This is a genomic window from Nocardia sp. NPDC088792 (assembly GCF_044750615.1).
In the GTDB taxonomy this organism is placed as follows: Bacteria; Actinomycetota; Actinomycetes; order Mycobacteriales; family Mycobacteriaceae; genus Nocardia.
Genome location: NZ_JBIVKC010000002.1, coordinates 137,986 through 160,615 on the forward strand (window position 1 = coordinate 137,986; position 22,630 = coordinate 160,615).

Genomic DNA, 22,630 nt, shown 5'->3' on the forward strand with positions numbered 1-22,630 from the left:
TCGTGGTGCGGCCGCGCAGCAGTCCTTCGGCGGGTGTGCCCGTCACCGTGCGGCAACAGCCGGGACATGGGCGGGATACACAGCAAACCTACGGTTTCCGGCATGGCTCAGGAACTCGTGATACCGGTCGAACCCGCGGCGCCGTACCGAACACCTTGGTACCGGGCGCTGTTCACGCAACTGCTGGTGGCGGTGGTGGCCGGGATCGTGGTGGGGGCGCTGTGGCCGCACGTCGGCGCGGAGCTGAAACCGCTCGGCGACGGGTTCATCAAGCTGATCAAGATGGTGATCGCGCCCATCGTGTTCTGCACGGTGGTGCTCGGCATCGCGCACGTCGGGAATCTGAAGTCGGTGGGGCGGATCGGCGTGAAGGCGCTGATCTACTTCGAGGCGGTCACCACCTTCGCGCTGCTGTTCGGTCTGGTGGTCGGGAATGTGCTGAAGCCGGGCACCGGTTTCAGCATCGACCCGAAAACCCTCGCCACGGGCGCCGATCAGATCGCGAAGACGACGCAGAACGGGTCACTGCCGCATACGGTCGACTTCCTCCTGAACATCATCCCGACGTCGATGCTGTCCGCGTTCGCGGAGAACAAGATGCTGCAGGTGTTGTTCGTCGCCGTGTTCTTCGGGGTGGCGCTGGCCAAGTTCGGCGAGAACGGGCCGCCCGTGATCCTGGAGGGCATCGACCATGTGAGCCGCATCTTCTTCATCATGATCGGCTGGATCATGAAGCTGTCACCCCTGGGCGCCTTCGGCGCGATGGCCTACATCGTGGGCCAGTACGGCCTGAAATCGCTGGGCAGCTACGGCAAGCTGATCGGCTGCTGCTACCTGGCGGCCGTGCTGTTCCTCTTCGTATTGGCCGCCATCGCAAGGATTTTCGCGGGCGTGAGCCTGTGGAAGTTCCTGAAGTACATTCGCGAGGAGATGTTCCTGGCCTTGAGCACGGCCTCCACCGAAGTGGTACTCCCCCGCATCATGACGAAGCTGATCGATGCCGGCTGCTCGCGCGCCACCACGGGTCTCGTTGTGCCGACCGGCTATTCGTTCAACCTGGACGGCGCCACCCTGTACCTGTCCATCTGCGTGCTGTTCCTCGCGCAGGCCCTGGACGTGAATCTCTCTATAGGCGAGCAGCTCACCGCGTTGCTGGTCTTGATGCTCACCTCGAAGGGTATGGCCGCCGTCCCCGGATCGTCCTTCTTGGCCTTGTCCGCGACCATCACGGCCATCGGCCACGGCTCGATTCCCGTTGCCGCGGTGGCGATCCTGCTCGGCGCCGACCGAATCATGGATTCCATGCGGGTTTCGGTCAATCTCCTCGGCAACTGCGTCGCCACTCTCGTGGTGGCGAACTGGGAGGGCCAACTCGACCGTGAACGCCTGACTCGCGTACTGAACGGTGAATCGGTAGAGCCGCTGCGGGATCCGGATCCCATGGCGGTGAATGTTTGAGGCCGTGACGACCGCTCGCAGCTACGGCCAGCCGGCGCCGGGCACGTCGACGGTGGTTGCCAGGACCTGGCCGCTGCCCGGGCCGACGGGGTTGTCGGAGGTCATGCCGCGCCATTCGGCGGCGACCACGAACAGGGTGGTGGCGTCGGGTCCGCCCAGGGTGCAGGCGAATCCGCCGCGGTCCAGGTGCAGAGTGCTCAGCACCTTGCCGCCCTCCGCGACGCGGACGCACCACTGGTTGGGGACGTCGGCGTACCAGACGGCGCTCTCCTGGTCGACGCAGATGCCGTCGGGCACGCCGGCGCCGAGGTCGGCCCAGATGCGGCGGTTGGAGAGCCCGCCGTCGGCGTCGATGTCGAAGCCCACCAGGCACTTTCGGTAGGAGTCCGCGACGATCAAGGTCGAGTTGTCGGCGGTCACCGCCATGCCGTTGGGGAAGGCGATGTCCTCGGCGACACGGCGGACAGTTCCGTCGGGGGCGACCAGGGTGATGCCACCGGGGGCGAAGTCCTCGCCGCTCATCGGATTGAATCCCGCGCCGTTGACGTAGGTGTTGCCGCGGCCGTCGATGATGATGTCGTTCCAGCCCGGCTTGCCGAGGTCCGCATGGCGTGCGAGGTCCCCGGCGGAGGTGCGCCGGAGTAGTTGCCCCTCGGTCGAATCCACGATGATCAGGTCGCCGTCGGGGTGCCAGGCGAGGCACAGCGGCAGTGCGTCGACCCGTGCCACCGTCTCGGTGTGTCCGGTGAGATCGACCGCGAGCACTTCACCCGAGGACCAGTCCGCGAAGTACAGCCGGCCATCGTGCCAGCGCGGGGATTCGACCAGGCCGCGTCCACTGACCAGCGTCTCGAAGTCACTCATCCGAATTCCTGCCCTCCGCCGTGCCGGGGAATGCCGCGCCCCGAGCCTAGCCGCGTGGACGTGCGCGCGGAGGTCCCGCCGGGAATTCGAATTTCCTGCCGAAGGAACAACTTCCGCCGGGTGCCTTTCGAACCACGGTTCGTACGCGGCAGGAGGCAGTCGCCGCGAGATCGGGACCTCGCGGGGAGATCGGCTGTCGCTCAGGAGACGAGGCGAACTTTCTCGGCGGATTCGTTCTGGCTGGCGCATTGCTGGACCGGGTTGGGGTCGCCGGTTCGTTCGCCGCATACCCAGCGGATATCGGCGACGGTCACCGCGATATCCCCGTCGGGTTGTTTGGCCCGCTGTTCGGCGTAGGCGTTGACGACGGCCATGGCGGTCGGGCAGTAGTCGTTGCCCTTGACCGTGGAGGCGACCACGGCCAGTCCCCATGGGCCGGTGCCACATTGCACGAGTTCGTGCCCGGAGGCCGGAAAGGCCCCGGCGGCAGCGCTGCTCGGCTGGGGTTGGGTGCTGGACCCGCCGGTGGCGCCGCTGGTCGACTTGTCGTTGCAGCCGGCGATTCCGAATGCCGTGACCGCGGCCAGCACCGCGATGCCGAGTGTGCCTGTGATCCGCCGCATGAGCCCTCCACGATCGTTGGCGCGATTCTCCGATGCCTCCTTGCGCATTCTGCCCGGCGCTCGGGTCTCGAGGCACCTGCCACGCCCACTAAATACGGACAAGCCGGACAGTTCGAGGTCAGCCGACGTCGCGGCGGAGCCAGGTGACCTCGGCGCCTTCCCCACCGAAGCGGTAGGGCTCGAGCGTGTCGTCCCAGGCGGTGCCGAGGGCGCGATCGATCTCGGCGGCGATATCGGCACGGCGGCCGCGGGCGTCGTCGATGATGGCGCGCAATCGCATCTCGCCGACCATGACATCGCCATTGGCGCTGACCGTGCCGCGCCAGAGGCCGAGTCCGGGGACGAAGCTGTAGCGTTCGCCGTCCACGCCTTCGCTGGGTTCCTCGGTGACTTCGAAACACAGGACCGGCCAATCCCGCAATGCGCTGGCTAATTTGCCGCCGGTACCGACCGGACCGAACCAATCGGTAGTGGCGCGCAAATGCCCCGGGTCGACGGGTTGTCCGGTCCAGCGGAGTTTGGCGGGAGCCTTGAGGGTCGAGGTGAGCGCCCATTCGACGTGCGGGCACAGCGCCGCCGGCGACGAATGGATATAGACGACTCCAGACGTCGCCTCGGCGAACTGACCAGACGCACGCACCACTGACACCTCCGGCTCGACGAGGAACGTCTTCCCCAACGATCTCCGCGGCCGGCGTTGCCCGAGTTTACTGGAGTGCCCGGTGTTACGTGTGTTGCTTTCCCCGACGTGTCGCAGACTACGCAAACTCCGCGATCACGGCGTCACTGAGCGGCGGCCAGGCCGCCCGCGCCCAATCACCGAAATTTTCGTCCGCCAGCGCGGGACACGCCATGCCGACTTCCGGGTCGATCCAGAGAAAGGTGCCGGATTGCCCGAAATGGCCGTAGGTGCGCGGCGAGTTGGCGCCGCCGGTCCAGTGCGGCGTTTTGTGGTCGCGGATTTCGAAGCCCAGTCCCCAGTCATTGGGCCGCTGTGACCCGTAGCCGGGGAGTACGCCATTGCGTCCCGGGAATTGCACTGTGACAGCTTCGGATACGAGTTCCGCACTCACAATCGTGGGTTCCAGCAATTCACTGGCGAACCGCAGCAGGTCTGCGACCGACGACCGCGCCCCGTGCCCGGCCGACCCGGCCAGCACCGAGGACGCCATGCCCAGCGGTTCGAACACCGCCTCGTGCAGGTAGCTGTCGAACGGAATCCCGGTCTGCGCGGCCACGAAATCCGCCAGCACCTCGAAACCCGCACTCGAGTAGATGCGCCGCAACCCGGGCTCGGACAGCACCTCATCAGTAGCGAAGGCGAGCCCGGAGGTGTGCGCCAGCAGATGCCGGACGGTGGACCCGGGTGGCCCGGCCGGCTGCTCCAGCTCGATGGCGCCCTCTTCGATCGCCACCAGAACCGCATATGCCACAAGCGGTTTCGTCACCGACGCGAGCGGGAACACCTTGGCGATGTCCCCCTCGGTGTCGACGACACCCTTCCCGCGGACGACGACACCCGCGGCCGCGTTCCGGACCGGCCACTGACGAATCTGCTCCAGCGCTCGCACGCTACGAGCCTACGAGTCGACCTCCGCCCGCGCCTCGGCGGCTCGGCTCAGCGCGGACCGGCGGCGGCCGTAGCCGAAGTACACCACCAGCCCGACGGCCGACCACAGCGTGAAGGCCAGCCAGGTCACGCCCGGCAGGTGGACGAGCAGCCACACGCACATGACCACGCCCAGCACCGGCACCAGCGGCACCAGCGTGCGGAAGCTGCGCGGCAGGTCCGGCTTGGTGCGCCGCAGCACCAGCACCCCGATGTTCACCAGGCCGAAGGACACCAGCGTGCCGATATTGGTGGCATTCACCAACTCTCCGAGCGGGATCAGCGCCGACAGCACCGCGACCGCGCCGCCGACGATCAGGATGTTCGTGGTCGGCACCCGTTTAACCCCGACGTTCGACAAGACCTTGGGCATGAGCCCGTCCCGGGACATGGCCACCAGGATGCGGGTCTGCCCGTACAGCACGGTGAGCACCACCGAGGCGATGGCGACGACCGCGCCGGCCGCGAGAATCGTTGCGGGCCAGCCCCGTCCGGTCACCTGCTCCAGCACGGTGGACAGCGAGGCGCCCGAACTGCTCACCTTGTCCACGCCCACCGCGCCGACCGCGGTCAGCGCTACCAGCACGTAGGCGAGGGTGACGATGCCGAGCGAGATGATGATGGCGCGCGGCAGATCCCGTTGCGGATTCTTGGCCTCCTCGCCGGCGGTCGAGGCGGCGTCGAACCCGATGAACGAGAAGAACACCATGGACGCGGCCGCGCTGATGCCCGAAATCCCAGCGGGCGCGAAGGGATGCAGATTGCCGGAGTCGAACGCCGTTACCGCGACGACGACGAAGAACACCAGCACCGCAATCTTGATCATGGTCGTCACAGTGGTGACCCGCGCGCTCTCCCGAACCCCTTGCAGCAGCACCCCGGTGGCGATGAGCACCACCACCGCCGCGGGCAGGTTCACGATCCCGCCGTCGCTCGGCGCGGAAGCGAGCGCATCCGGAATCCGCCAGCCGATCGTGGATCCCAGGAACTCGTTGAGGTACGCGCCCCACCCCACCGCGACCGCCGCCACCGAGACGCCGTACTCCAGCAGCAGGCACCACCCGCACACCCAGGCCACGATCTCGCCGAGCGTCGCATAGGTATAGGAGTAGGCCGACCCGGACACCGGCACCGCACTGGCCAGTTCCGCATACGACAGCGCCGAGAACAGCGCGGCCAGCGCGGCGACGACGAACGACACCACCACCGCGGGCCCCGCCAGCGGCGCCGCCTCGCCGAGCACGACGAAAATGCCGGTGCCCAGCGTCGCGCCGACCGACAACGCGATCAGCGGAATGAGCCCCATACTGCGGCGCAACGCGGTGTGCTCGCCCTCGGAAGCGAGCTGTTCGACAGGCTTGGTCCGCAGCAATGATGCGGTAATCGTGGATAGACCGGACACGCCCCGCCACGCTACCCGGTCAACCCCCACATCCCCGCCGGCACCCGACAAGTCGAGAAACCGTACATACCGCACCGCAACGCCCCCGCACCCGCACCCACCCACAGTCACCCGCCCACGCTCCGGTCGCCCCTCCCCCACGCCTGATCAGCGGCCGACTTGCGCGCCGCCCACCGAGTCGAGCCCGCCCCGCCCGGCCTGGTCTGGTCTGGTCTGGTCTGGTCAGGTGATCACCGGGAACTCATGGAAGCGTTTGCCGAGTAGGCGCCACCATGAGATCCCGCTCGCGGGTGGTTACGATCGGCCCATTATGGGTGAGCGGGTCATGGTCCACGGTGAGGTGGACGGCGGGTTCGGGGCGGTGGCGGATGCGTTCCGGCGGAACTTCGCGCGGCATGGGGAGATCGGGGCGGCGGTGGCCGTGTTCGAGGGGGATCGGCCGGTGGTGGATCTGTGGGCGGGGTATCGGGATCGGAAGCGGCGGGTGCCGTGGGAGCGGGACACCATGGCGCCGGTGTGGTCCTCCACCAAGGGCATGACGGCGTTCGTGGTCGCGTCGGCCGTTTCGCGGGGGCTGCTGGATTATGAAGCGCCGGTGGCGGAGTACTGGCCGGAGTTCGGCGCGCACGGTAAGGAGTCGATTACCGTCCGGCAGTTGCTGGATCATCAGGCCGGGCTGGCGGCGCTGGATCGCACGGTGCGGCTGACGGATATGGCCGATCGGGATGCGCTGGCGGTGACCCTGGCCGCGCAGAAACCGTTGTGGCGGCCGGGAACCCGGCACGGGTATCACCCGATCACGGCGGGGTTGTATCAGGGCGAGTTGATCCGCCGGGTGGATCCCGCGCATCGCAGCCTGGGCCGGGTTTTCGCCGAGGATTTCGCGGCGCCGCTGGGCCTGGATTTCTATATCGGCCTGCCGGAAGAGGTTTCGCTGGATCGGGTGGCCACGCTGTCGGCCACCGAGGGCCTGGATGTGCTGCGCTATGAGCGGGATGTGCCCGTGCGTATCGGCGTGCAGTTGTATGCCAAGCGTGGGCTGTCGTTCCGCGCGTTGAACAGTCCGCAGGTGGGTGCCCCCGCGCGGGCGACCCGCCGGGAGTTCCTGTCGGTGGAGAGTCCGGCCGCCGGTGGCGTGGGCACCGCCCGCTCGCTGGCCCGGGTTTACGGTGCGGCGGCGGGCGGCACGGGTGAGCTGCCGGTCGACGCTGCGGTGCTGGCCCGGCTCGCCGCCGCCGAGACCGCGGATGATGTGCCCGCGGCGGATCTGGTGCTGCTCACCGACAGCCGCTATCACCTGGGTTTCCGGAAGTCGTGCGGCAGTTTCCGTTTCGGCTCCGACAAGCGTGCGTACGGCACCACGGGGTATGGCGGTTCGTTCGGATTCGCCGATCCGGCAACGGGTCTCGGCTTCGGCTACGTCATGAACCGCCTGGGTATGGCGGTACTGGACGATGTGCGCTCCCGCAATCTCCGTGCGGCGCTGCTGCGCTGCGGTTAGCCGCGGACGTCGTGCACGTGGTGCACGACATCGTGCGCGAAGTAGCGGGCCAAGGAGTCGACCGTGAACTGTGAACCGTTGCTGCGCCGCGAGAAGCGCGCGCGGTCGGCGTCGGGCACGGATTCGAAGGCGCGCGCGGTCTGCTCGGCTGCCACGGACAGTTCGGACCGCACTGCGCCCGGCCGTTGACCGCCGTAGTTGCCGGCGACCGCGGTGACGTCCTGGTCCCAGTTGGCGAACATCGGGATGCCGGCTTCGCCGATGATGACGGACGGGTCGTACCCGCCGATCACCGGTCCGGGCCGCGCCGTCCCGGTGCGGGTGATGTCCAGCCGGTGCTCGAAGATCCGGCACACATCGCGCACGTGTGCCGCGTATTCGAGTGTGGACCAGGTCGAATCATTCGGCCGCACAGTGGCATCCGGGCGTTCCAGTGCGGCGGAGATCCGCGCGGCGCTGTCGCGGATCAGCCCCGGCACCGCCTCGAAGGAGATGGTGTCCGGGTCGAATCCGCAGTCGGTGCAGGTGCGTTCCAGCACCCAGGTCCAGTCTTTGATGTCGGGAACGATCGGCATGCTCCAGAACATAATGTGGCAGAAGATCTTCGGCCACCAATATTCAGCCACTTCGCGCTGAGATAGCGCCAGATCTACTCGATCAGCCGATGCGCCTTCGCGAACAACTCCAGCGTGATGGCGTGCAGGAAGTCCCCGACCTGCTTGGGCGCCTTGCCCGCCGCGGCCCGCGCATACGTGCCCTCCAGCACGATCCCGAGCTTGAAGCAGGCCAGCACCGTGTACCAGGTGGCATTGCTCAGATCGCGGTCGGAGAACTTGCCGTAGTGCGCGATCATCTCCTCGGGCGTGGGCAATCCGCCGACCGCGCCGAGGGTGCCGATGAGCGCCGCACCGGTGGTGCCGGGTTCGGGGCGGGTGGCGATCTGCCAGCCGAGGTCCAGCAGCGGATCACCGATGGTCGACATCTCCCAGTCGACCATGGCCGCGACTTCGGGGCCGTCGTAGGAGAACATCATGTTGGCGAGGTGGCAATCGCCGTGCAGGATGCCGGGTTTCCACTGTGCGGGCCGGTTGCGATCGAGCCAGTCACCGACGCGTTCGACGCCCGGGATCTCCGGCCCCGAGTAGCCCTCGTTGACGCTGTAGGACTCGAGTTCCTTCAGCCAGCGCGGCACCTGGCGTTCCAGGAAGCCGTCGGGCTTCCCGTAGTCGGCGAGGCCGAGCGCTTCGTGGTCGAGGGCCCCGAGGCGGGCGATGGCCTCGACGGCGGAGAGGCCCATCTGCCGCCGGATCTCCGGGTCGCCGGCGTGCAGGGCGGGCAGTTCGGTCTGCGGGTTGAAGCCGACGATGGGTTCCATGAGATAGAAGGAGGCGCCGATGACGTCATCGTCGGCGCCGGCGGCGATGACCTTGGGCGCGCGGATTCCGGTCCCGTCGAGCGCGCCCAGGATGCGGGATTCCCGGCGGATCACAGTGTTGCTGGCGGCCCGCAGGTGCTTGGGCCCGCGCCGCAGCACGTAGTCGCGGCCGCCGCGGGTGAAGCGCAGCATGATGTTCTGCGTGCCGCCGCCGAGCGGCGCCACCCCGGTGAATTCCCCGGCGGGCAGGCCCTGCTCATCCATCCATTTCCCGACGGCCGCGAAATCCACGACGTCTCGATCCACTTCGACCGGCTGCGCTACAGACATGCCTGCCATTGTGCCGTAGGTCGCAACCAGAACTGAAGGCATACGCCCGCAGTAGTGATCGTCGTCCGATTCACCCTGGTCGGGACGTGGTGCGCGACCTTTGTTGGCGTAGTGTTTGCTGCGAAATGCGCACCCTGCTGATCGACAACTACGACTCGTTCACCTACAACCTGTATCAGCTGATCAGTGAGGTGAACGGGGTCGAACCCGTGGTCGTGCGCAATGACGCGGTCGCGGATATCGCGGAGTTGGATCTCGCGCAATACGACAACATCGTCATCTCCCCGGGCCCGGGACGGCCGGATGTGCCGCGCGATTTCGGCATCTCCGCGGCCCTGATCGCCGAGGCCGAGTTGCCGCTACTGGGTGTGTGTCTCGGGCATCAGGGCATCGTGCTGGCCGCCGGGGGTGTGGTGACGTCCGCGCCGCGGGCGCAGCACGGGTTTCCGGATCGCATCACGCACGATGGGCGTGACCTGTTCTCGGATGTGCCGCAGGACTTCACGGCGGTGCGCTACCACTCGTTGTGTGCCGCACTGCCGTTGCCGGATGCGCTGGAGGTGACCGCGACCGCGCCGGATGGCGTGATCATGGGTGTCCGGCATCGGACGCGGCCGCAGTGGGGTGTGCAGTTCCACCCGGAATCCATTGCGAGCGAGCACGGCCGGACGCTGCTACGCAATTTCGCGGAGCTGACGCGGGCGCATCACGGCGGGATAGTGCACGAACCCGAGATCATCGACCGTTCCCCACGTCCCCTGACTTCGGAAGAGTCGCAGCGGCTTTCGCGAGAGCTGTTCCTGCGTCCGATGCCCCGGCCGCCGGGCGTGGCCGGATTCCGGGTCGAGCACACGGTGATCGAGCGGGCCGTGGATGCGGAAGCGGTTTTCCTACGCCTGTACCGCGATTCGCCGACCGCCTTCTGGCTCGACAGCGAGCATGTGGAGCCGGGCTTGGACCGGTTCTCTTTCCTGGGTGACGCGTCGGGTCCGCTCGCCGAGGTGGTCCGGTATCGAGTCGGCTCGGGGCACGTCGAGGTCGAGTCGGCGGCCGGGCGGCGCGAGGTGCCGGGCAGCGTGCTGGACTACCTATCCGGCCAGCTGACGCTGCGCTGGATCGACTTCCCGGATGTGCCTTTCGATTTCGCCGGCGGCTATGTCGGCTACCTGGGCTACGAGATGAAGGCCGAGTGCGGCGCGGCGGCCACGCATCGGGCGGCGACGCCGGATGCGCAGTGGCTGTTCGCCGATCGGCTGATCGTGGTGGATCACGAGGCGGGCCGGACGCATCTGCTGGCATTGGCCGACGCGTATTCGAAGGAGTCCGCGGCCGTCGCCCGCGAGTGGGTGGATCGCACGCTCTCCGTGGTGGAAGCCCTTCCCACGTGGGCGAATCCGCCGGATCTGGCATTGACCGCCGATGAGCGCACGGTCGCTCCGCTGCTCACCAGGGGCCGGGAGCAGTATCTCGCCGATGTGGCGGCCTGCCAGGCGCAGCTGCACGCGGGTGAGTCGTACGAAATCTGCATCACCGACAGCGCGTATCTCCCGGTCGACAGCGATGGCCTGTCCGTCTACCGCACCCTGCGCCGCTGTAATCCCGCGCCCTACGCGGCCTTCCTGCGTTTCGCGGATCTGGAGGTGGCGTGCTCCTCCCCCGAGCGGTTCCTCAAGATAGATCGTTCCGGCACGGTGGAGAGCAAGCCGATCAAGGGCACCGCGCCGCGCGGTCATACTCCGGGCGAGGATGAGCGCCTGGCCGCGGAGCTGGCCAGCAGCCCGAAGACGCGGGCCGAGAACCTGATGATCGTGGATCTGCTGCGCAATGATCTGGGCCGGGTCTGCGAGGTGGGTTCGGTGCACGTCCCGAAACTGATGGCGGTCGAAACGTATTCGACACTGCATCAACTGGTCTCCACGGTGCGCGGCAAGCTCCGCTCCCGCCTGAACGTGATCGACTGCCTGCGCGCCTGTTTCCCGGGCGGCTCCATGACCGGCGCCCCCAAACTCCGCACCCTGGAGATCATCGACACCCTCGAAACCGAAGCGCGCGGTGTCTATTCCGGCACCATCGGCTTCCTCGGTCTGGGCGGCACCGCCGATCTGAATATCGTCATCCGCTCCGCCGTGCGCCACGAGGGCCGCTGGCGTGTCGGCGCGGGTGGCGCGATCGTCCTCGATTCGGATCCGGAGGACGAGTACGCCGAAATGGTCTGGAAAGCCGCCACCGCCCTGCGCGCCCTCCCCGGTGTCGGCAGCCGCGTCGTCCTGCCGCAGACCTGATCCACGGTCACGGCCACGGCCTGGCTCGCACTGCGGCGCAAGACTCCTCGGTCCCACGGGCTTGCTGCCCGGTGGCGGCGGCCCCGGGTCGTGCTTCCGTGGTTACTGCCGCCGGTGCGATTCGGGCTGCCGGGCAATGTTCCTCGGCCACGCGGGCTTTGGCTGCCCGGCGAAGGCTTGCCGCCGCACCTGGCTTGTCGGCCCATACGCTTGCCGCCTCCCGCAAAGCGGCCGGCCGCGCGAGGCCCGCGCCTTACTTCTTGCGGTCGCGGCGGGATTTCGGTTCGGGGGCGGAAGGTTCGGGGTGGTCGCGGCCGGTGAGGCGGCCGAGGAGGGAGACGCCGGGGAGTTTGTCGAGGCGGGAGAAGAGGTCTTCGGCGAGGGTGGTCGCGGATTCGAGGCGGGTGAGGAGGCGGTCGTAGGCGACGAAGGCGGGTTCGGCGAGGGCGAGGGTGCGGTCGAGGCGGTCGATGGTGGTGTTGAGGCGTTCGATGGCGGTGGTGAGGTTTTCGATGAGGTCGGGGAGCTGGGCAGCCAGTTGGATGGAGGCCGGGGGTAGGCGGACGGCGGTGTCGAAGGCGGTGCGGCCGGTGAGCTGGGCCGAGTCGATGGCCTGGCCGGCGGCGGTCTGGGCGGCTTCGACGGCGGATTGGGCGGCGGCGAGGATGTCGGCGGCGGTGGGGACGCGCGGGGTGGCGGGTTTCGCGCGTGGGGGCTGGGACTTGCGTTCGGGTCCCTTGGGATTGGTCATGAGTCCACTGTGCCGCAGGTGCGGTCCGGTGCGCCCCAACATCCAACCGAACAGTCTTCGAGTCGCCCGGCACCTGCGCCCACCGAACCTGTCGGAGCGCTGTGACAGAGTCTGTCGGGGCCCCGTGGCATAGTTCGACCACGATGAAACTCACGAAGGGTGACCAGGCGCCGGTTCCGACATCGCTTCTGACGGTGGTGCTTTCGTGGCGCTCCGGACCCGGGGTCGATGCGCATGCCTTACTGCTCGATGCCTCCGGCCGGGTACGCTCCGACAGAGATTTCGTCCATTCCCTCGCCCCCAGACACGTTTCCCAAGCGGTGACCCTGGATCGCGAGCCTGCCCCCGGCACCGCCCGCCTCTCCATCTCCCTGCCCCGTACCGAACCCGCTGTCGCCCGCATCCTGGTGGCGGGCTCGGCGCCCGGCGCCGCCCCCGGCCTCCCCGCCCTCGTCCTCACCGTCTTCGACCACGACCGCCCGGTGGCCCACTACGAAATCCCCGCCCCGAACCCCCTGCCCGCCACGACATTCGGCTACTTCCACCGCGACGACGACCGGTGGTGGTTCCACGCCGCCGGCGAGAGCTATCCGGCCCTGGCCGACCTCGTCACGGATTTCGGTGTGCGAGTGCGGGACTCCGGCGAGCGATCACGCCCTGGCCCGCAGTCCCCGGCCGGCACGACGGCGCGCGCCCGGCAAGGTGTATCCCTGGACGGCGAAGCACACGCCGTCCTGCCGCCGCCCGCGAATCCCGAACGTGCGGACTGGCATCCGGATCATGCGGTTCCGGGCCGGCTGCGGTGGTGGGACGGTGCGGAGTGGACCGAGGTCACCCGGCCGCGGCTGCCCGCGGATGCCCGGCATTGCCCGCGGTGTGGGCGGCCGCGGCGGCGGTTGTTCGGGCGGCCCGCGCCGTGCCGGGAGTGCGCGGCCGAGATCGACACGTATCTGCGGCCGTGGCGGGGCCGGGCGCAGCGGGTGTTGCGGGCGGGCGGGTTGCACGGTGAGGACTGGGATGCACTGTGGGCGGCATTGCGTTTTCATCGCATCGACCGGGCCGCCGGGCTGGAGTTGTTGCGGCCGGTGGCATTCGACCATGTGGAGCGGCTGGTGGCGTTCGCCTTCGCGGACGGCATCGTCGAGCAGGAGGAGTTCGACGACTTCGAGGGGGCGGTGCGCGAGTTCGGCCTGAGCGGTCCGCTCATCGAGGATCTGCGGCGGCGAATGCTGCGCGGGCGCATGCTGACTCGGCTGCGTTCGGGTGAGCTGCCGCTCGTGCAGGCGCCGGGACTGCATCTGGATCCGGAGGAGCGGGTGCACCTGGATGTGCCCGCGATCCACATTCGGCAGCTGGCGCGCGGCCCGAAGCTGACCCCGGGCCGGTTGATCGTGAGCACCCGGAAGCTGCGTTTCACCGGCGCCGATACCGGCATCGAAATGCCTTGGGCCCGAGTTGTTTCGGTGTCTTCGGAGGGCGGCCGGGTGGTCTTGGCCGCGACGGCGGCGCGCGGTGGCGCGGTCTTCGAGGTGGCGGATCCCGATCTGGTGGCGGCGGCCGTCGAGGGTGCGTTGCGGGTGGCCAAGCGGCTGGCCCTGTCGCCGGGCCGGCGCGATACCCGCACCATCGGCCAGGATGTGAAGGCGCAGGTCTGGCAGCGGGACGGCGGTAAGTGCGTGGAGTGCGGCGATTCCCATTATCTGGAGTTCGATCACATCATTCCGTTGAGCCGCGGCGGCGCGACGAGCGCGGCGAATCTCCAGATCCTGTGCCGCGCCTGCAATCGCGCGAAGGGCGCGCGAATCTAACCGCAAGGTCCTCCCTGTTGCACGCCACCCAGTTTCACTATTCGATCGACCGGATTCTTGCCGCGGCAGCGAAATTGCGGGTGGCACCATCCTCCGGACTACGTACGTCCGGTCGTACCGGCAGCTCACGGACGAAGCCGGCGTACGACCCCGGGCGGTCAGCGCATGACCCGGAGCACGGCCGGTTCGGCGCAGAATTGGGTGCCGGCCTGGTCCGGATCCAGCCCGGTACGCCCCAGTCCGCCTTCGTCGGTGACGGTGCACTTGCTGCCGGAGACCTTGCCGGTGCCGTCGTCGAGTAGTTCGACGTGGGCGGTGACGATGGGCTTCAGCAGGTCGGCGTCGAAGATCCAGAAGCCGATGTTCCAGAACGCGTAGCCGTCGTGCGCGGTGACCGCGACGTATCCCGTTGTGGAGGTGTCGATTCCGATGCCGGAGAGTTCCCCGGCCCGCTGGAATCGGGTCGCGTCGCCGGTGGCGTGGTAGATGACGTAGCGGATATTGGAGGTGGCCCCGTAGACGGGGATGATCAGTTCGTCGCGGCCGTTGGAGTCCAGGTCGCGCAGGTGTGGTTCGGCCGGGGTCCAGGTGTCGGGTTCGGTGAGGGTCTGGATCTGGTTGCCGGTCCGGTCGAGCACGGTGATGGTGAGGCCGCCGTGCAGGTGGCGCACTTCGAAGGCGAGTCCGGCGCTGTCCCGGGATTGCAGGACGCAGTCGGGCGGTGTCGAGGCCGAGGCGAGGTCGCCGCAGGGTGGCAGGTTGGAGACGGGTCGCGCCGGAGTGGGCATATCGGGCGATGTGCCGGTGGGTGGCACGGTCGGGGCGGTTTCGTGCCGGGCGCAGGCCGTCACGGTCAGCGCCGCGGCGAGTGCCAGGACGCCGATGGTGGGGTTCCTCCGCATAGAGCGAGGATAGCGACGTTTCACCGGGCAAATCGCCCGTAATCGGCCGGGGGTGGCGCTTATCCGCCATCGTGTGCACAACTGCGCACATGTTGCCCTATGGTGGTCGGGTGCGCCGAGTGCTTCTCCATCCCCAGTTCCGCAAGCTCTACACCGCCCAGGTGGTGGCGCTGGTGGGCACCGGCCTGCTGACCGTGGCCCTGGGCCTGCTCGCCTACAACCTGGCAGGCGCCGACGCGGGCGCGGTGCTCGGCACGGCACTGGCCATCAAGATGATCGCGTATGTGGCTGTGGCGCCGATCATTTCGGCGCTCGCACATCGGCTCCCGCGGCGGGTCGTGCTGGTGTCGGCGGACGTCGTGCGCGCCTCGATCGCACTGCTGCTCCCCTTCGTCACACAGACGTGGGAGATCTATGTGCTGATCGCACTGCTGCAATCGGCCTCGGCCACCTTCACGCCGGCCTTCCAGTCATTGATCCCGGCCATTCTCGACGACGAGGAGGACTACACCCGCGGCCTGTCACTGTCCCGGATGGCCTACGACGGGGAGGCGCTGGTCAGCCCGATCCTGGCGGCCGCGCTGCTCACGGTCATCAGCTTCAATCTGCTGTTCGTGGGCACGGCGGCGGGATTCGTGGCGTCGGCGCTGCTGGTGGTCACGACTCGCCTGCCGCAGCTGCCGATACCGGAACGGGCCGCGCCGCTGTGGCACCGCATCACCGAGGGCGCCCGGTTCATGGCGGAACGCCCGGTGCTGCGCAGCCTGCTGGCCATGAACATGGTGGTAGCGGCCCCGACGGCGCTGGTGATCGTGAATACCGTGGTGTACGTGCGGGATCGGCTGGGCGGCTCGAACACCGAGGTGGCATTGGCTTTGGCCTGCTTCGGATTCGGGTCCATGATCGTGGCGCTGGTGGCGCCGCGGCTGTTGCGGATATTGCCCGATCGGCGGGTCATGCTGACGGGCTGCGTGGTGTTGCCGATCGGACTGCTGGTGGCGGCGGTCGTCCCGGAGCTGGGCTCGGCGCCCGGCGGGGCGCTGCTCGCGGTCAGCTGGGCGGGGCTGGGTGCGGGGACCTCGCTGATCAATACGCCGTCGGCCCGGTTGCTGCGCGCACAGACCGAACCCGCCGCGCGCCCTGCGGTTTTCACCGCGCAGTTCTCGTTGTCGCATGCGTGCTTCCTGGTCACCTATCCGATAGCGGGCCGGCTCGGCGTGCTGGCCGGGCTGCCGACGACGGCGGTGGCACTGGCCGCGCTCGCTACACTGGCAGGGGCGATGGCCGCTCGGATGTGGCCCGCGTCCGTCCCCTCGGGCATCGAGACGGCGGTATCGGCAGGAAGGTGAGCATGGTGAGCAAGCGCGATGCGGCGCCGCTGCCCGTGTCCGGGCTCATGTCACCGCCCGCGGCCGGGCTCATGTCACCGCCCGTGTCCGGGCTCATGTCACCGCCCGTGTCCGGGCTCATGTCACCGCCCGCGGCCGAGCTCGCCAGTCTCACCCATCCCGTAGCACCGGATCAGGCCCGCCTGGACGCCGCCACCGCGACCTTCCGCATGCTGGCGGATCCGACTCGCCTGCATATTCTCTGGATTCTGGCCGAGGCCGAAGCCGATGTCAGCGCGTTGACCGAGGCCTGCGGGGCCTCGCGCACGGCGGTCAGCCAGCATCTGGCCAAGTTGCGGTTCACCGGTCTGGTCGATACCCGCCGCGACGGCCGCCGCATCATCTATCGGATTCGTGACGGCCATCTGGCGCGCCTGGTGCGCGAGGGCCTCAACCACGCCGACCACGTGGTCACCGGCGAGCCCGGGCACGAATAGCCGCCTCCGGCTTCCTCTACCGCTGCTCCTGATCAGTGGGACCAACCCTCGCACGGGCCCGCATGCGGCTCGACGATATGCCTAGTCGAAATATCACGAGACGAAGGTGAGAGGTCGCCGCATGCATCCCGAGCAGGGCAGTCCCTACGATGTGATCATCATTGGCGCCGGCTTCGCCGGACTCTACGGCGTGCATCGGGCGGCGCGCGCCGGACTGCGCGTGCTCGGGCTGGAGGCCGGTGAGAGCGTGGGCGGCACCTGGTTCTGGAACCGCTACCCGGGCGCGCGCTGCGATGTGGAGAGCGTCGACTACTCGTACTCCTTCGACGAGGACCTGCAGCAGTCCTGGACCTGGACCGAGCGTTTCGCCGCGCAGCCGGAGATCCTGTCCTATATCAATCATGTGGCCGATCGCTTCGATCTGAAGCGGCGCTACCGTTTCGGGCAGCGGGTGACGGCCGCGCATTTCGACGACTCGACCTCGACCTGGACGCTGCGCACCGAGGCGGGGGACGAATATCGTTCCCGCTTCGTTGTTTTCGCGACCGGCTGCCTGTCGGCGCCGATCAAGCCGAACCTTCCGGGCGTGGAAACCTTTGCGGGCGAGGAGCTTTTCACCGCGCAGTGGCCGGAGGAGGGCGTGCCGATGGCGGGGAAGCGGGTCGGTGTCATCGGCACCGGGTCGTCCGGGATCCAGGTGTCGCCGATCATCGCGCGGGAGGCGCGGGAGCTCACGGTTTTCCAGCGCTCCCCCAATTTCAGTGTGCCCGTGCCGAATCGGCCGTGGACCGAGGCGGATCAGCGGGAGATCCGCGCCACCTACCGGCAGCGGCGCGAGAAGTCCTACTACGCTCCCGCCGCCACTCCGCATGCCGGTCTGCAGACCAAGGCGGTCGAGCTCTCCGCCGCCGAGCGTGCGGAGGCCATGGAGGACCGCTGGAACGGCGGCGGCGTGCTGTTCAACAAGGTCTTCCCCGATCAGAACAGCGATCTCACCGCGAACGAGTTCGTGCGGGACTTCGCGGTGGCCAAGATTCGCGCGAAGATCGACGACCAGGCAGTGGCCGATGATCTCATTCCCACCGATCACCCGATCGGCACCAAACGCATCTGCACGGACTCCGGCTATTACGAGATGTTCAATCGGCCGAACGTATCGCTGGTGAACCTGCGCCGCGAGGCCATCGAGGAGGTCACGCCCACCGGTATCCGCACGACGGATCGCCGCATCGAACTCGATACCCTGGTCTACGCAACCGGTTTCGACGCCATGACCGGTGCGCTGCTGCGGATCGACATCCGCGGGGCGCACGCTGCCCGCCTGGGCGATACCTGGGCCGACGGCCCGGTCACCTATCTCGGCTTCGGCATTCCGGGCTTCCCGAACATGTTCAGCATCAACAGCGTCGGCACCCCGTCGGTGATGGCGAACATGGTACTGCACTCCGAGCAGCAACTGGACTGGGTACTGGCGCTCGTGGAGCACTGCCGCGCCAACGGAATCCAGCGTGCCGAGGTGCACGCCGAGGCAGCCGAGAAGTGGACCGATCACCTCATGGAGGTCGCCGAAGGCACCCTCTTCGTGAAGGCGAACTCCTGGTACATGGGCGCCAATGTGGCGGGCAAGAAGCGCGTATTCATGCCCTACATCGGCGGTTTCGGCAACTACCGTCGCTACTGCGACGAGGAGCGCGACGGCGGCTACCCCAACTTCGAGCTCGCTTAAGCGGGCAGACCCAGGCCCTGGGCCAGGACCGGCCACGACTGCTTCAGGTCGTCCTGCCAGTAACCCCAGGAGTGCGTGCCGGTGGGCGTGAAGTCGTAGGTGGCGGGGATACCGAGATCGTTCAGCTTGGCCTGCAGGTTGTGGGTGCAGTAGTTGACGGCTCCTTCGAGCGCGCCGCCCACGACCAGCTGATTGGCCCAGCCGCCGGGTCCGGGCAGGGTGTGCGGGCCGTCGAGGGTGTCCCACTGGCCGGGCAGGCCGGAACCGCTGGAGATGAACAGGTTCAGGCCGCGCAGCTGGTCGGCGTGCACGTACGGGTCGTTGGCGGCCCACATCGGATCACCCTGGGGGCCGTACATGTTCTTGGAGTCGCCGCCGCCGGCCGCGACCACGGTGTTGACGAAGTTGTAGCCGATGGGGTCGCTGATCTGCGCGCAACCGCTGTAGGCGGCGACCGACTTGTACAGGCCGGGTGCGGCGATGGGCAGCTGCAGCACCGAGGTGCCGGCCATGGAGAGTCCGGCAATGGCGTTGAGGCCGTTGGTGTTCAGTGCCTTGTCGATGAGCGGCGGCAGTTCCTGGGTGAGGAAGGTCTTCCACATATTGACGCCGAGCGTGGGATCCGGTGCGCGCCAATCGGTGTAGTAGCTGAATCCGCCGCCGACCGGCGAGACGACATTGACGTTCTTGTCGGCGAGGAAGTTCAGCGCGTCGGTCTGCTTCTGCCAGGTGGCGGAGTCCTCGCCGCCGCCGGCGCCATTGAGCAGGTAGAGCACCGGAGTCGGCCCGGAGGTGTCGGCGGCGCGCTGCACGTCGATTTCGATGGGTTTGTTCATGGCCGCGGAGAAGACCTGCAGCTTCAGTGTGCGATCACCGGTGGATTGGCTCGAGGCGATGTACGAGCCGTCCGCCGAGGTTCCTGCGGAGGCCAGGGCGGGAGCGGCGTGCGCGGTCCCGGCGGCAACCGGTAGCAGGAGAGTAGCGGTCAGCGCTACAACTGCGCCGCCCCAGGTCTTCGATGAACGCACGCCGTTAACTCCTTTTGCAGGTATTCCGCATTCTGAACAATCAGCCCTCCACACTGCCCAGTCCCACTGTGCGTTTGCTGGTCCGAAACTGAGCTGGGCCTGAGAGGGCTCGCTTCCCGCCGGTCAACGCCGTGATTCGGACGACCGTGAGCTGGCTCACCCCGGTTGCCGGTGAGCTGTCGGCGGCCGTCGGTGAGCTGTCGGCGCGCTGTCAGTGCCGCCGCGCATCGTGATGTCACCGGATGCACCGGCCACCGAGAACCGGCCGGGCACGAGATACGGAGAGGCATCAGTCATGCAGGACAACGCACTGTCGAAGATCGTCGAGAGCATCGCCACCGAGTACGGCATCCCCGGCGTCGCCGTCGGAGTGTGGGTCGACGGCAAGGAGATTCACGCCGCTTACGGCGTCACGAACATCGAGGCGCCCGTCGAGGTCGACTCGGATACGGTGTTCGCGATCGGCTCGGTCAGCAAGACCTACACCACGACCGCCCTGCTGCGCCTGGTCGCCGACGGCAAGGTGGACCTGGACGCCCCTGTGCGCCAGTACATTCCCGAGCTGGTCCTCGCCGATGAGCACACGGCCGCCACCATCACCATCCGCCAATTGCTCAACCACACCGCCGGTTTCGACTGGAGCGTCATCAACGATATGGGCGAGGGCGACGACGCCCTGGCCGAGTTCACGGCCTCCCTGTCGGAACTGCCGCTGATCGCGGCCCCCGGCGAGCGCGCCTCGTACAGCCAGGCCGGCTTCAATCTGCTGGGCCGTGTCATCGAGAAGGTCACCGGCCGAACCTTCGAAAACGCCGTCGAGGACCTGGTTCTCGCTCCCGCGGGCCTGTCGGAGACCTTCTACTCCCGGGATGCCGTCATGACCCGCCGCTTCGCCGTCGGCCACGAACGCCAGGAGGACGGCACCCTGTCCGTCTCCCGCCAGTGGAAAGGCAACCGCGCCAACAACCCCGGCGGCGGCGCGGGCGCCTCGGTATCGGAGTTGCTGCGCTGGGCGCGCCTCCACCTGAACAACGGCCACGCCGGGAACGGCACCCCCGTCCTGCCCGCCGACCTGGTCCACCTGATGCAGCAGCCCACCGTCAACCTGCGTGCCAGCTCCCTGGGCGATGCCATCGGCCTGTGCTGGTTCCTCCGCGACGTGGACGGCGTCCGCACGGTCGGCCACGGCGGTTCCGGCTTCGGCCAGTTCGCCGAACTCCTGCTGGTCCCCGAACGCAATTTCGCCCTGGTGATCCTCTCCAACGCCAGCCCCGAAGGCATCCCCACCAACCTGGCCATCCTCCGCTGGGCCCTCGAGCGCTATCTCGGCGTGATCGACAAGGACCCCGAGCCGATCGCCTTCGACCCCGAAATCGCCCGAGCCGTCACCGGCGCCTACGAAATCGACGCCATGACGATCACGGTCACCGCCGAGGCCGAAACCCTCACCCTGGAATGCAAGGTGAAGCCCGAAATCCGCGCCGCCGCACCGGCATCCGCCATCCCCCAGGACCACCCCCCGTTCGAATTCGCCCTCCTCCCCGACAACGAATACATCATCACCAAGGGCTCGTTCGAAGGACAGCGGGGCTTCTTCAGCTACGACGCCGAGGGCAGGGTAACCGGCCTGGACCTGGCCGGCCGCCTCTTCACCCGCCTCCCCTGACACCTCCCGCACCCATCACCCGAGAAGGCCGGCCACCACCTAGGTGTCCGGCCTTCTCGGGTGATGTATTACCGGAGTCCCTCGGCTGCTCTGCTGATCGCCGCGGCGGCCCGAGACGCATCCGCGGCAGTGGTGCGCCAGTTGCTGAAGGCGGCGCGGATGGCGGGGATGCCGTTGTAAACCGTTGGTGTGACGAAGGTTTCGCCGGAATCGGCGATAGCGGCCACCAGCGCGCGCACCCGTTCGGGAGTGGGCCGGTCGGCGAGGGTGAAGCAGGCGACGTTGAGGCGGACGGGAGACAGCAGCCGGAATCGACCGGTCGCGGTCAGCTCCGCACCGAGTTGCGCGGCGCAGGAGATGTTGCGCTGCACGATATCCCGATGTCCCGCGCGACCGTACGCCGTGAGGGTGAACCAGGCGGTGAGCGCGCGTAGCCGGCGCGAGTTCTCCGGTACCAGGTGTCCGAAGTCCGGTGTGCCGGTCGGGGCGGTGAGGTAGGCGGCGGAATTGCGGAAGGCACGGACCTGCAGGTCCTGGCGGCGGGTGAACTGCACGGCGGCGTCATAGGGGACATTGAGCCACTTGTGCAGGTCGATGCAGACCGAATCGGCCTCCGCCAGCCCGTCCACCAGGTGGGCGTGTTCCGGCGCGAGCGCCGCGAACGCACCGAACGCGCCATCGACGTGCAACCAGAATGGAAAACGTTGCCGCAGTGCGGCGATGGCGCGCAGATCGTCGAAATCGACGGTGTTCACGGTGCCCGCGTTGGCGACCACGATGGCGGGCCGGCCGGACAGCTCGGCGAGCGCGTCGGCGAGCCGGTCGACGTCGACGGCCTCACGGTCGGGCAGGGTCGGCACCGATCGCATACTGCTGCGGCCGATCCCGAGCATCGACAGCGATTTGAAGATGCTCGAATGCGGTGTCCCCGACAGCACGGATACCTGTCCGAGTGCGCCGGCTCCGTCCTCGGCCACCGACAGCCCGAGCTGTTCGCCCAGCCACTCCCGTGCGACAGCCAACCCGACGAAGTTCGACATGGTGGCCCCGGTGACGAAGGCGCCCGTATGCTCCGCCAGCCCGAACAGCTCCCCGATCCAGTCGATCGTCTCCCGCTCCAGCTCGGTCGCCGCGGAGTCCTCGCCGCTCATCGCATTCTGATCGAGCACACTGGTCAACCAGTCACCGGCGATGGCGGCAGGCGTCGCACCCCCGGTGACGAACCCCAGATACCTCGGCCCGGCACTGCCGGAGAACCTCGGCTCCCACCGCCGCCGGAACTCAGAAAGCGCTCGCTGCAGCCCATGTCCGGCCGGCGGCAATGCGGCCGCACGCTGCGGTTGCGGCGCCATCGCCACCGGCCGCTCGCCCAGCCCCCGCAGGACTTCCCCCGCCTCGACGCTGACGAGATTCAGCAGTGCGGCCACGTCCGCGAGGTCCTCGGAAAGTTTCGAATCCACCAGTCCTCCACGATCACTCG

At 68.1% G+C, this 22,630-nt stretch carries 19 protein-coding genes; 8 read left to right on the forward strand and 11 right to left on the reverse strand.

The window, feature by feature from the left end; translation table 11 throughout:
- Positions 1 to 102: 102 nt before the first annotated feature.
- Positions 103 to 1,458 (forward strand): C4-dicarboxylate transporter DctA, encoded by a 1,356-nt coding sequence (gene dctA / locus ACIP5Y_RS10020; protein WP_400349394.1) that lies wholly within the window; start codon positions 103 to 105, stop codon positions 1,456 to 1,458.
- A 21-nt stretch (positions 1,459 to 1,479) separates the two neighbouring features.
- On the opposite strand, the gene ACIP5Y_RS10025 is transcribed toward dctA, so the two are convergent.
- From ACIP5Y_RS10025 to ACIP5Y_RS10045, 5 genes are all read right to left on the reverse strand, one after another.
- The gene (locus ACIP5Y_RS10025; RefSeq protein WP_400349395.1) at positions 1,480 to 2,322 is read right to left on the reverse strand and encodes an SMP-30/gluconolactonase/LRE family protein; all 843 of its coding nucleotides are present in this window, start codon (positions 2,320 to 2,322) and stop codon (positions 1,480 to 1,482) included.
- Positions 2,323 to 2,522: 200 nt separating this feature from the next.
- Complete coding sequence (locus tag ACIP5Y_RS10030) at positions 2,523 to 2,945, reverse strand: hypothetical protein (RefSeq protein ID WP_400349397.1); 423 nt, start codon at positions 2,943 to 2,945, stop codon at positions 2,523 to 2,525.
- A gap of 118 nt (positions 2,946 to 3,063) precedes the next feature.
- Positions 3,064 to 3,585: a DUF3145 domain-containing protein gene (locus ACIP5Y_RS10035; RefSeq protein ID WP_400349399.1), complete on the reverse strand. Its 522-nt coding sequence runs from the start codon at positions 3,583 to 3,585 to the stop codon at positions 3,064 to 3,066.
- A 118-nt stretch (positions 3,586 to 3,703) separates the two neighbouring features.
- On the reverse strand, positions 3,704 to 4,516 hold the full coding sequence (locus ACIP5Y_RS10040; protein WP_400349401.1) for a serine hydrolase domain-containing protein: 813 nt from the start codon (positions 4,514 to 4,516) through the stop codon (positions 3,704 to 3,706).
- Positions 4,517 to 4,525: 9 nt separating this feature from the next.
- On the reverse strand, positions 4,526 to 5,956 hold the full coding sequence (locus ACIP5Y_RS10045) for an amino acid permease (protein WP_400349402.1): 1,431 nt from the start codon (positions 5,954 to 5,956) through the stop codon (positions 4,526 to 4,528).
- Between the two features lie 310 nt (positions 5,957 to 6,266).
- Between ACIP5Y_RS10045 and ACIP5Y_RS10050 the strand changes: the two genes are divergently transcribed.
- Positions 6,267 to 7,457 carry a serine hydrolase domain-containing protein gene (locus ACIP5Y_RS10050; RefSeq protein ID WP_400349404.1) on the forward strand — a complete coding sequence of 397 codons (1,191 nt, stop codon included), beginning with the start codon at positions 6,267 to 6,269 and terminating at the stop codon, positions 7,455 to 7,457.
- Here ACIP5Y_RS10050 and ACIP5Y_RS10055 read toward each other — a convergent pair.
- Complete coding sequence (locus tag ACIP5Y_RS10055) at positions 7,454 to 8,032, reverse strand: DinB family protein (protein ID WP_400349405.1); 579 nt, start codon at positions 8,030 to 8,032, stop codon at positions 7,454 to 7,456. The two genes, ACIP5Y_RS10050 and ACIP5Y_RS10055, sit on opposite strands and share 4 nt — an antisense overlap.
- A 74-nt stretch (positions 8,033 to 8,106) precedes the next feature.
- Positions 8,107 to 9,171 carry a phosphotransferase family protein gene (locus tag ACIP5Y_RS10060; protein WP_400351222.1) on the reverse strand — a complete coding sequence of 355 codons (1,065 nt, stop codon included), beginning with the start codon at positions 9,169 to 9,171 and terminating at the stop codon, positions 8,107 to 8,109.
- A gap of 116 nt (positions 9,172 to 9,287) precedes the next feature.
- Here ACIP5Y_RS10060 and pabB point away from each other — a divergent pair, with 116 nt between their 5' ends.
- Complete coding sequence (gene pabB, locus ACIP5Y_RS10065; protein WP_400349406.1) at positions 9,288 to 11,444, forward strand: aminodeoxychorismate synthase; 2,157 nt, start codon at positions 9,288 to 9,290, stop codon at positions 11,442 to 11,444.
- 253 nt (positions 11,445 to 11,697) lie between these two features.
- Here pabB and ACIP5Y_RS10070 read toward each other — a convergent pair whose 3' ends face one another.
- Positions 11,698 to 12,195, reverse strand: a complete 498-nt coding sequence (locus ACIP5Y_RS10070) for a hypothetical protein (protein WP_400349407.1) — start codon at positions 12,193 to 12,195, stop codon at positions 11,698 to 11,700.
- A 143-nt stretch (positions 12,196 to 12,338) separates the two neighbouring features.
- Here ACIP5Y_RS10070 and ACIP5Y_RS10075 point away from each other — a divergent pair, with 143 nt between their 5' ends.
- Positions 12,339 to 14,003, forward strand: a complete 1,665-nt coding sequence (locus ACIP5Y_RS10075) for an HNH endonuclease (RefSeq protein ID WP_400349408.1) — start codon at positions 12,339 to 12,341, stop codon at positions 14,001 to 14,003.
- A gap of 158 nt (positions 14,004 to 14,161) precedes the next feature.
- On the opposite strand, the gene ACIP5Y_RS10080 is transcribed toward ACIP5Y_RS10075, so the two are convergent.
- On the reverse strand, positions 14,162 to 14,905 hold the full coding sequence (locus ACIP5Y_RS10080; protein WP_400349409.1) for a hypothetical protein: 744 nt from the start codon (positions 14,903 to 14,905) through the stop codon (positions 14,162 to 14,164).
- Positions 14,906 to 15,024: 119 nt separating this feature from the next.
- Here ACIP5Y_RS10080 and ACIP5Y_RS10085 point away from each other — a divergent pair, with 119 nt between their 5' ends.
- From ACIP5Y_RS10085 to ACIP5Y_RS10095, 3 genes are all read left to right on the forward strand, one after another.
- On the forward strand, positions 15,025 to 16,254 hold the full coding sequence (locus tag ACIP5Y_RS10085) for an MFS transporter (RefSeq protein ID WP_400349410.1): 1,230 nt from the start codon (positions 15,025 to 15,027) through the stop codon (positions 16,252 to 16,254).
- A 119-nt stretch (positions 16,255 to 16,373) separates the two neighbouring features.
- Positions 16,374 to 16,730: an ArsR/SmtB family transcription factor gene (locus tag ACIP5Y_RS10090; RefSeq protein WP_400351223.1), complete on the forward strand. Its 357-nt coding sequence runs from the start codon at positions 16,374 to 16,376 to the stop codon at positions 16,728 to 16,730.
- A 121-nt stretch (positions 16,731 to 16,851) separates the two neighbouring features.
- The gene (locus ACIP5Y_RS10095; protein WP_400349411.1) at positions 16,852 to 18,456 is read left to right on the forward strand and encodes a flavin-containing monooxygenase; all 1,605 of its coding nucleotides are present in this window, start codon (positions 16,852 to 16,854) and stop codon (positions 18,454 to 18,456) included.
- Here the strand turns inward: ACIP5Y_RS10095 and ACIP5Y_RS10100 are convergent.
- Positions 18,453 to 19,484 carry an alpha/beta hydrolase gene (locus tag ACIP5Y_RS10100; RefSeq protein WP_400349412.1) on the reverse strand — a complete coding sequence of 344 codons (1,032 nt, stop codon included), beginning with the start codon at positions 19,482 to 19,484 and terminating at the stop codon, positions 18,453 to 18,455. The genes ACIP5Y_RS10095 and ACIP5Y_RS10100 overlap by 4 nt on opposite strands.
- A gap of 295 nt (positions 19,485 to 19,779) precedes the next feature.
- On the opposite strand from ACIP5Y_RS10100, the gene ACIP5Y_RS10105 reads away from it, so the two are divergent.
- On the forward strand, positions 19,780 to 21,150 hold the full coding sequence (locus tag ACIP5Y_RS10105; RefSeq protein WP_400349413.1) for a serine hydrolase domain-containing protein: 1,371 nt from the start codon (positions 19,780 to 19,782) through the stop codon (positions 21,148 to 21,150).
- Positions 21,151 to 21,218: 68 nt separating this feature from the next.
- On the opposite strand, the gene ACIP5Y_RS10110 is transcribed toward ACIP5Y_RS10105, so the two are convergent.
- Complete coding sequence (locus tag ACIP5Y_RS10110; protein WP_400349414.1) at positions 21,219 to 22,610, reverse strand: pyridoxal phosphate-dependent decarboxylase family protein; 1,392 nt, start codon at positions 22,608 to 22,610, stop codon at positions 21,219 to 21,221.
- Between the last annotated feature and the right edge of the window lie 20 nt (positions 22,611 to 22,630).

Excerpts from the sequence above, each read along its gene's own strand:
- dctA (WP_400349394.1), top strand. The coding sequence starts at position 103 with ATGGCTCAGGAACTCGTGATACCGGTCGAACCCGCGGCGCCGTACCGA.
- ACIP5Y_RS10025 (WP_400349395.1), bottom strand. The coding sequence starts at position 2,322 with ATGAGTGACTTCGAGACGCTGGTCAGTGGACGCGGCCTGGTCGAATCC.
- ACIP5Y_RS10030 (WP_400349397.1), bottom strand. The coding sequence starts at position 2,945 with ATGCGGCGGATCACAGGCACACTCGGCATCGCGGTGCTGGCCGCGGTC.
- ACIP5Y_RS10050 (WP_400349404.1), top strand. The coding sequence starts at position 6,267 with ATGGGTGAGCGGGTCATGGTCCACGGTGAGGTGGACGGCGGGTTCGGG.
- ACIP5Y_RS10055 (WP_400349405.1), bottom strand. The coding sequence starts at position 8,032 with ATGCCGATCGTTCCCGACATCAAAGACTGGACCTGGGTGCTGGAACGC.
- ACIP5Y_RS10060 (WP_400351222.1), bottom strand. The coding sequence starts at position 9,171 with ATGGCAGGCATGTCTGTAGCGCAGCCGGTCGAAGTGGATCGAGACGTC.
- pabB (WP_400349406.1), top strand. The coding sequence starts at position 9,288 with ATGCGCACCCTGCTGATCGACAACTACGACTCGTTCACCTACAACCTG.
- ACIP5Y_RS10070 (WP_400349407.1), bottom strand. The coding sequence starts at position 12,195 with ATGACCAATCCCAAGGGACCCGAACGCAAGTCCCAGCCCCCACGCGCG.
- ACIP5Y_RS10075 (WP_400349408.1), top strand. The coding sequence starts at position 12,339 with ATGAAACTCACGAAGGGTGACCAGGCGCCGGTTCCGACATCGCTTCTG.
- ACIP5Y_RS10080 (WP_400349409.1), bottom strand. The coding sequence starts at position 14,905 with ATGCGGAGGAACCCCACCATCGGCGTCCTGGCACTCGCCGCGGCGCTG.
- ACIP5Y_RS10090 (WP_400351223.1), top strand. The coding sequence starts at position 16,374 with ATGTCACCGCCCGCGGCCGAGCTCGCCAGTCTCACCCATCCCGTAGCA.
- ACIP5Y_RS10095 (WP_400349411.1), top strand. The coding sequence starts at position 16,852 with ATGCATCCCGAGCAGGGCAGTCCCTACGATGTGATCATCATTGGCGCC.
- ACIP5Y_RS10105 (WP_400349413.1), top strand. The coding sequence starts at position 19,780 with ATGCAGGACAACGCACTGTCGAAGATCGTCGAGAGCATCGCCACCGAG.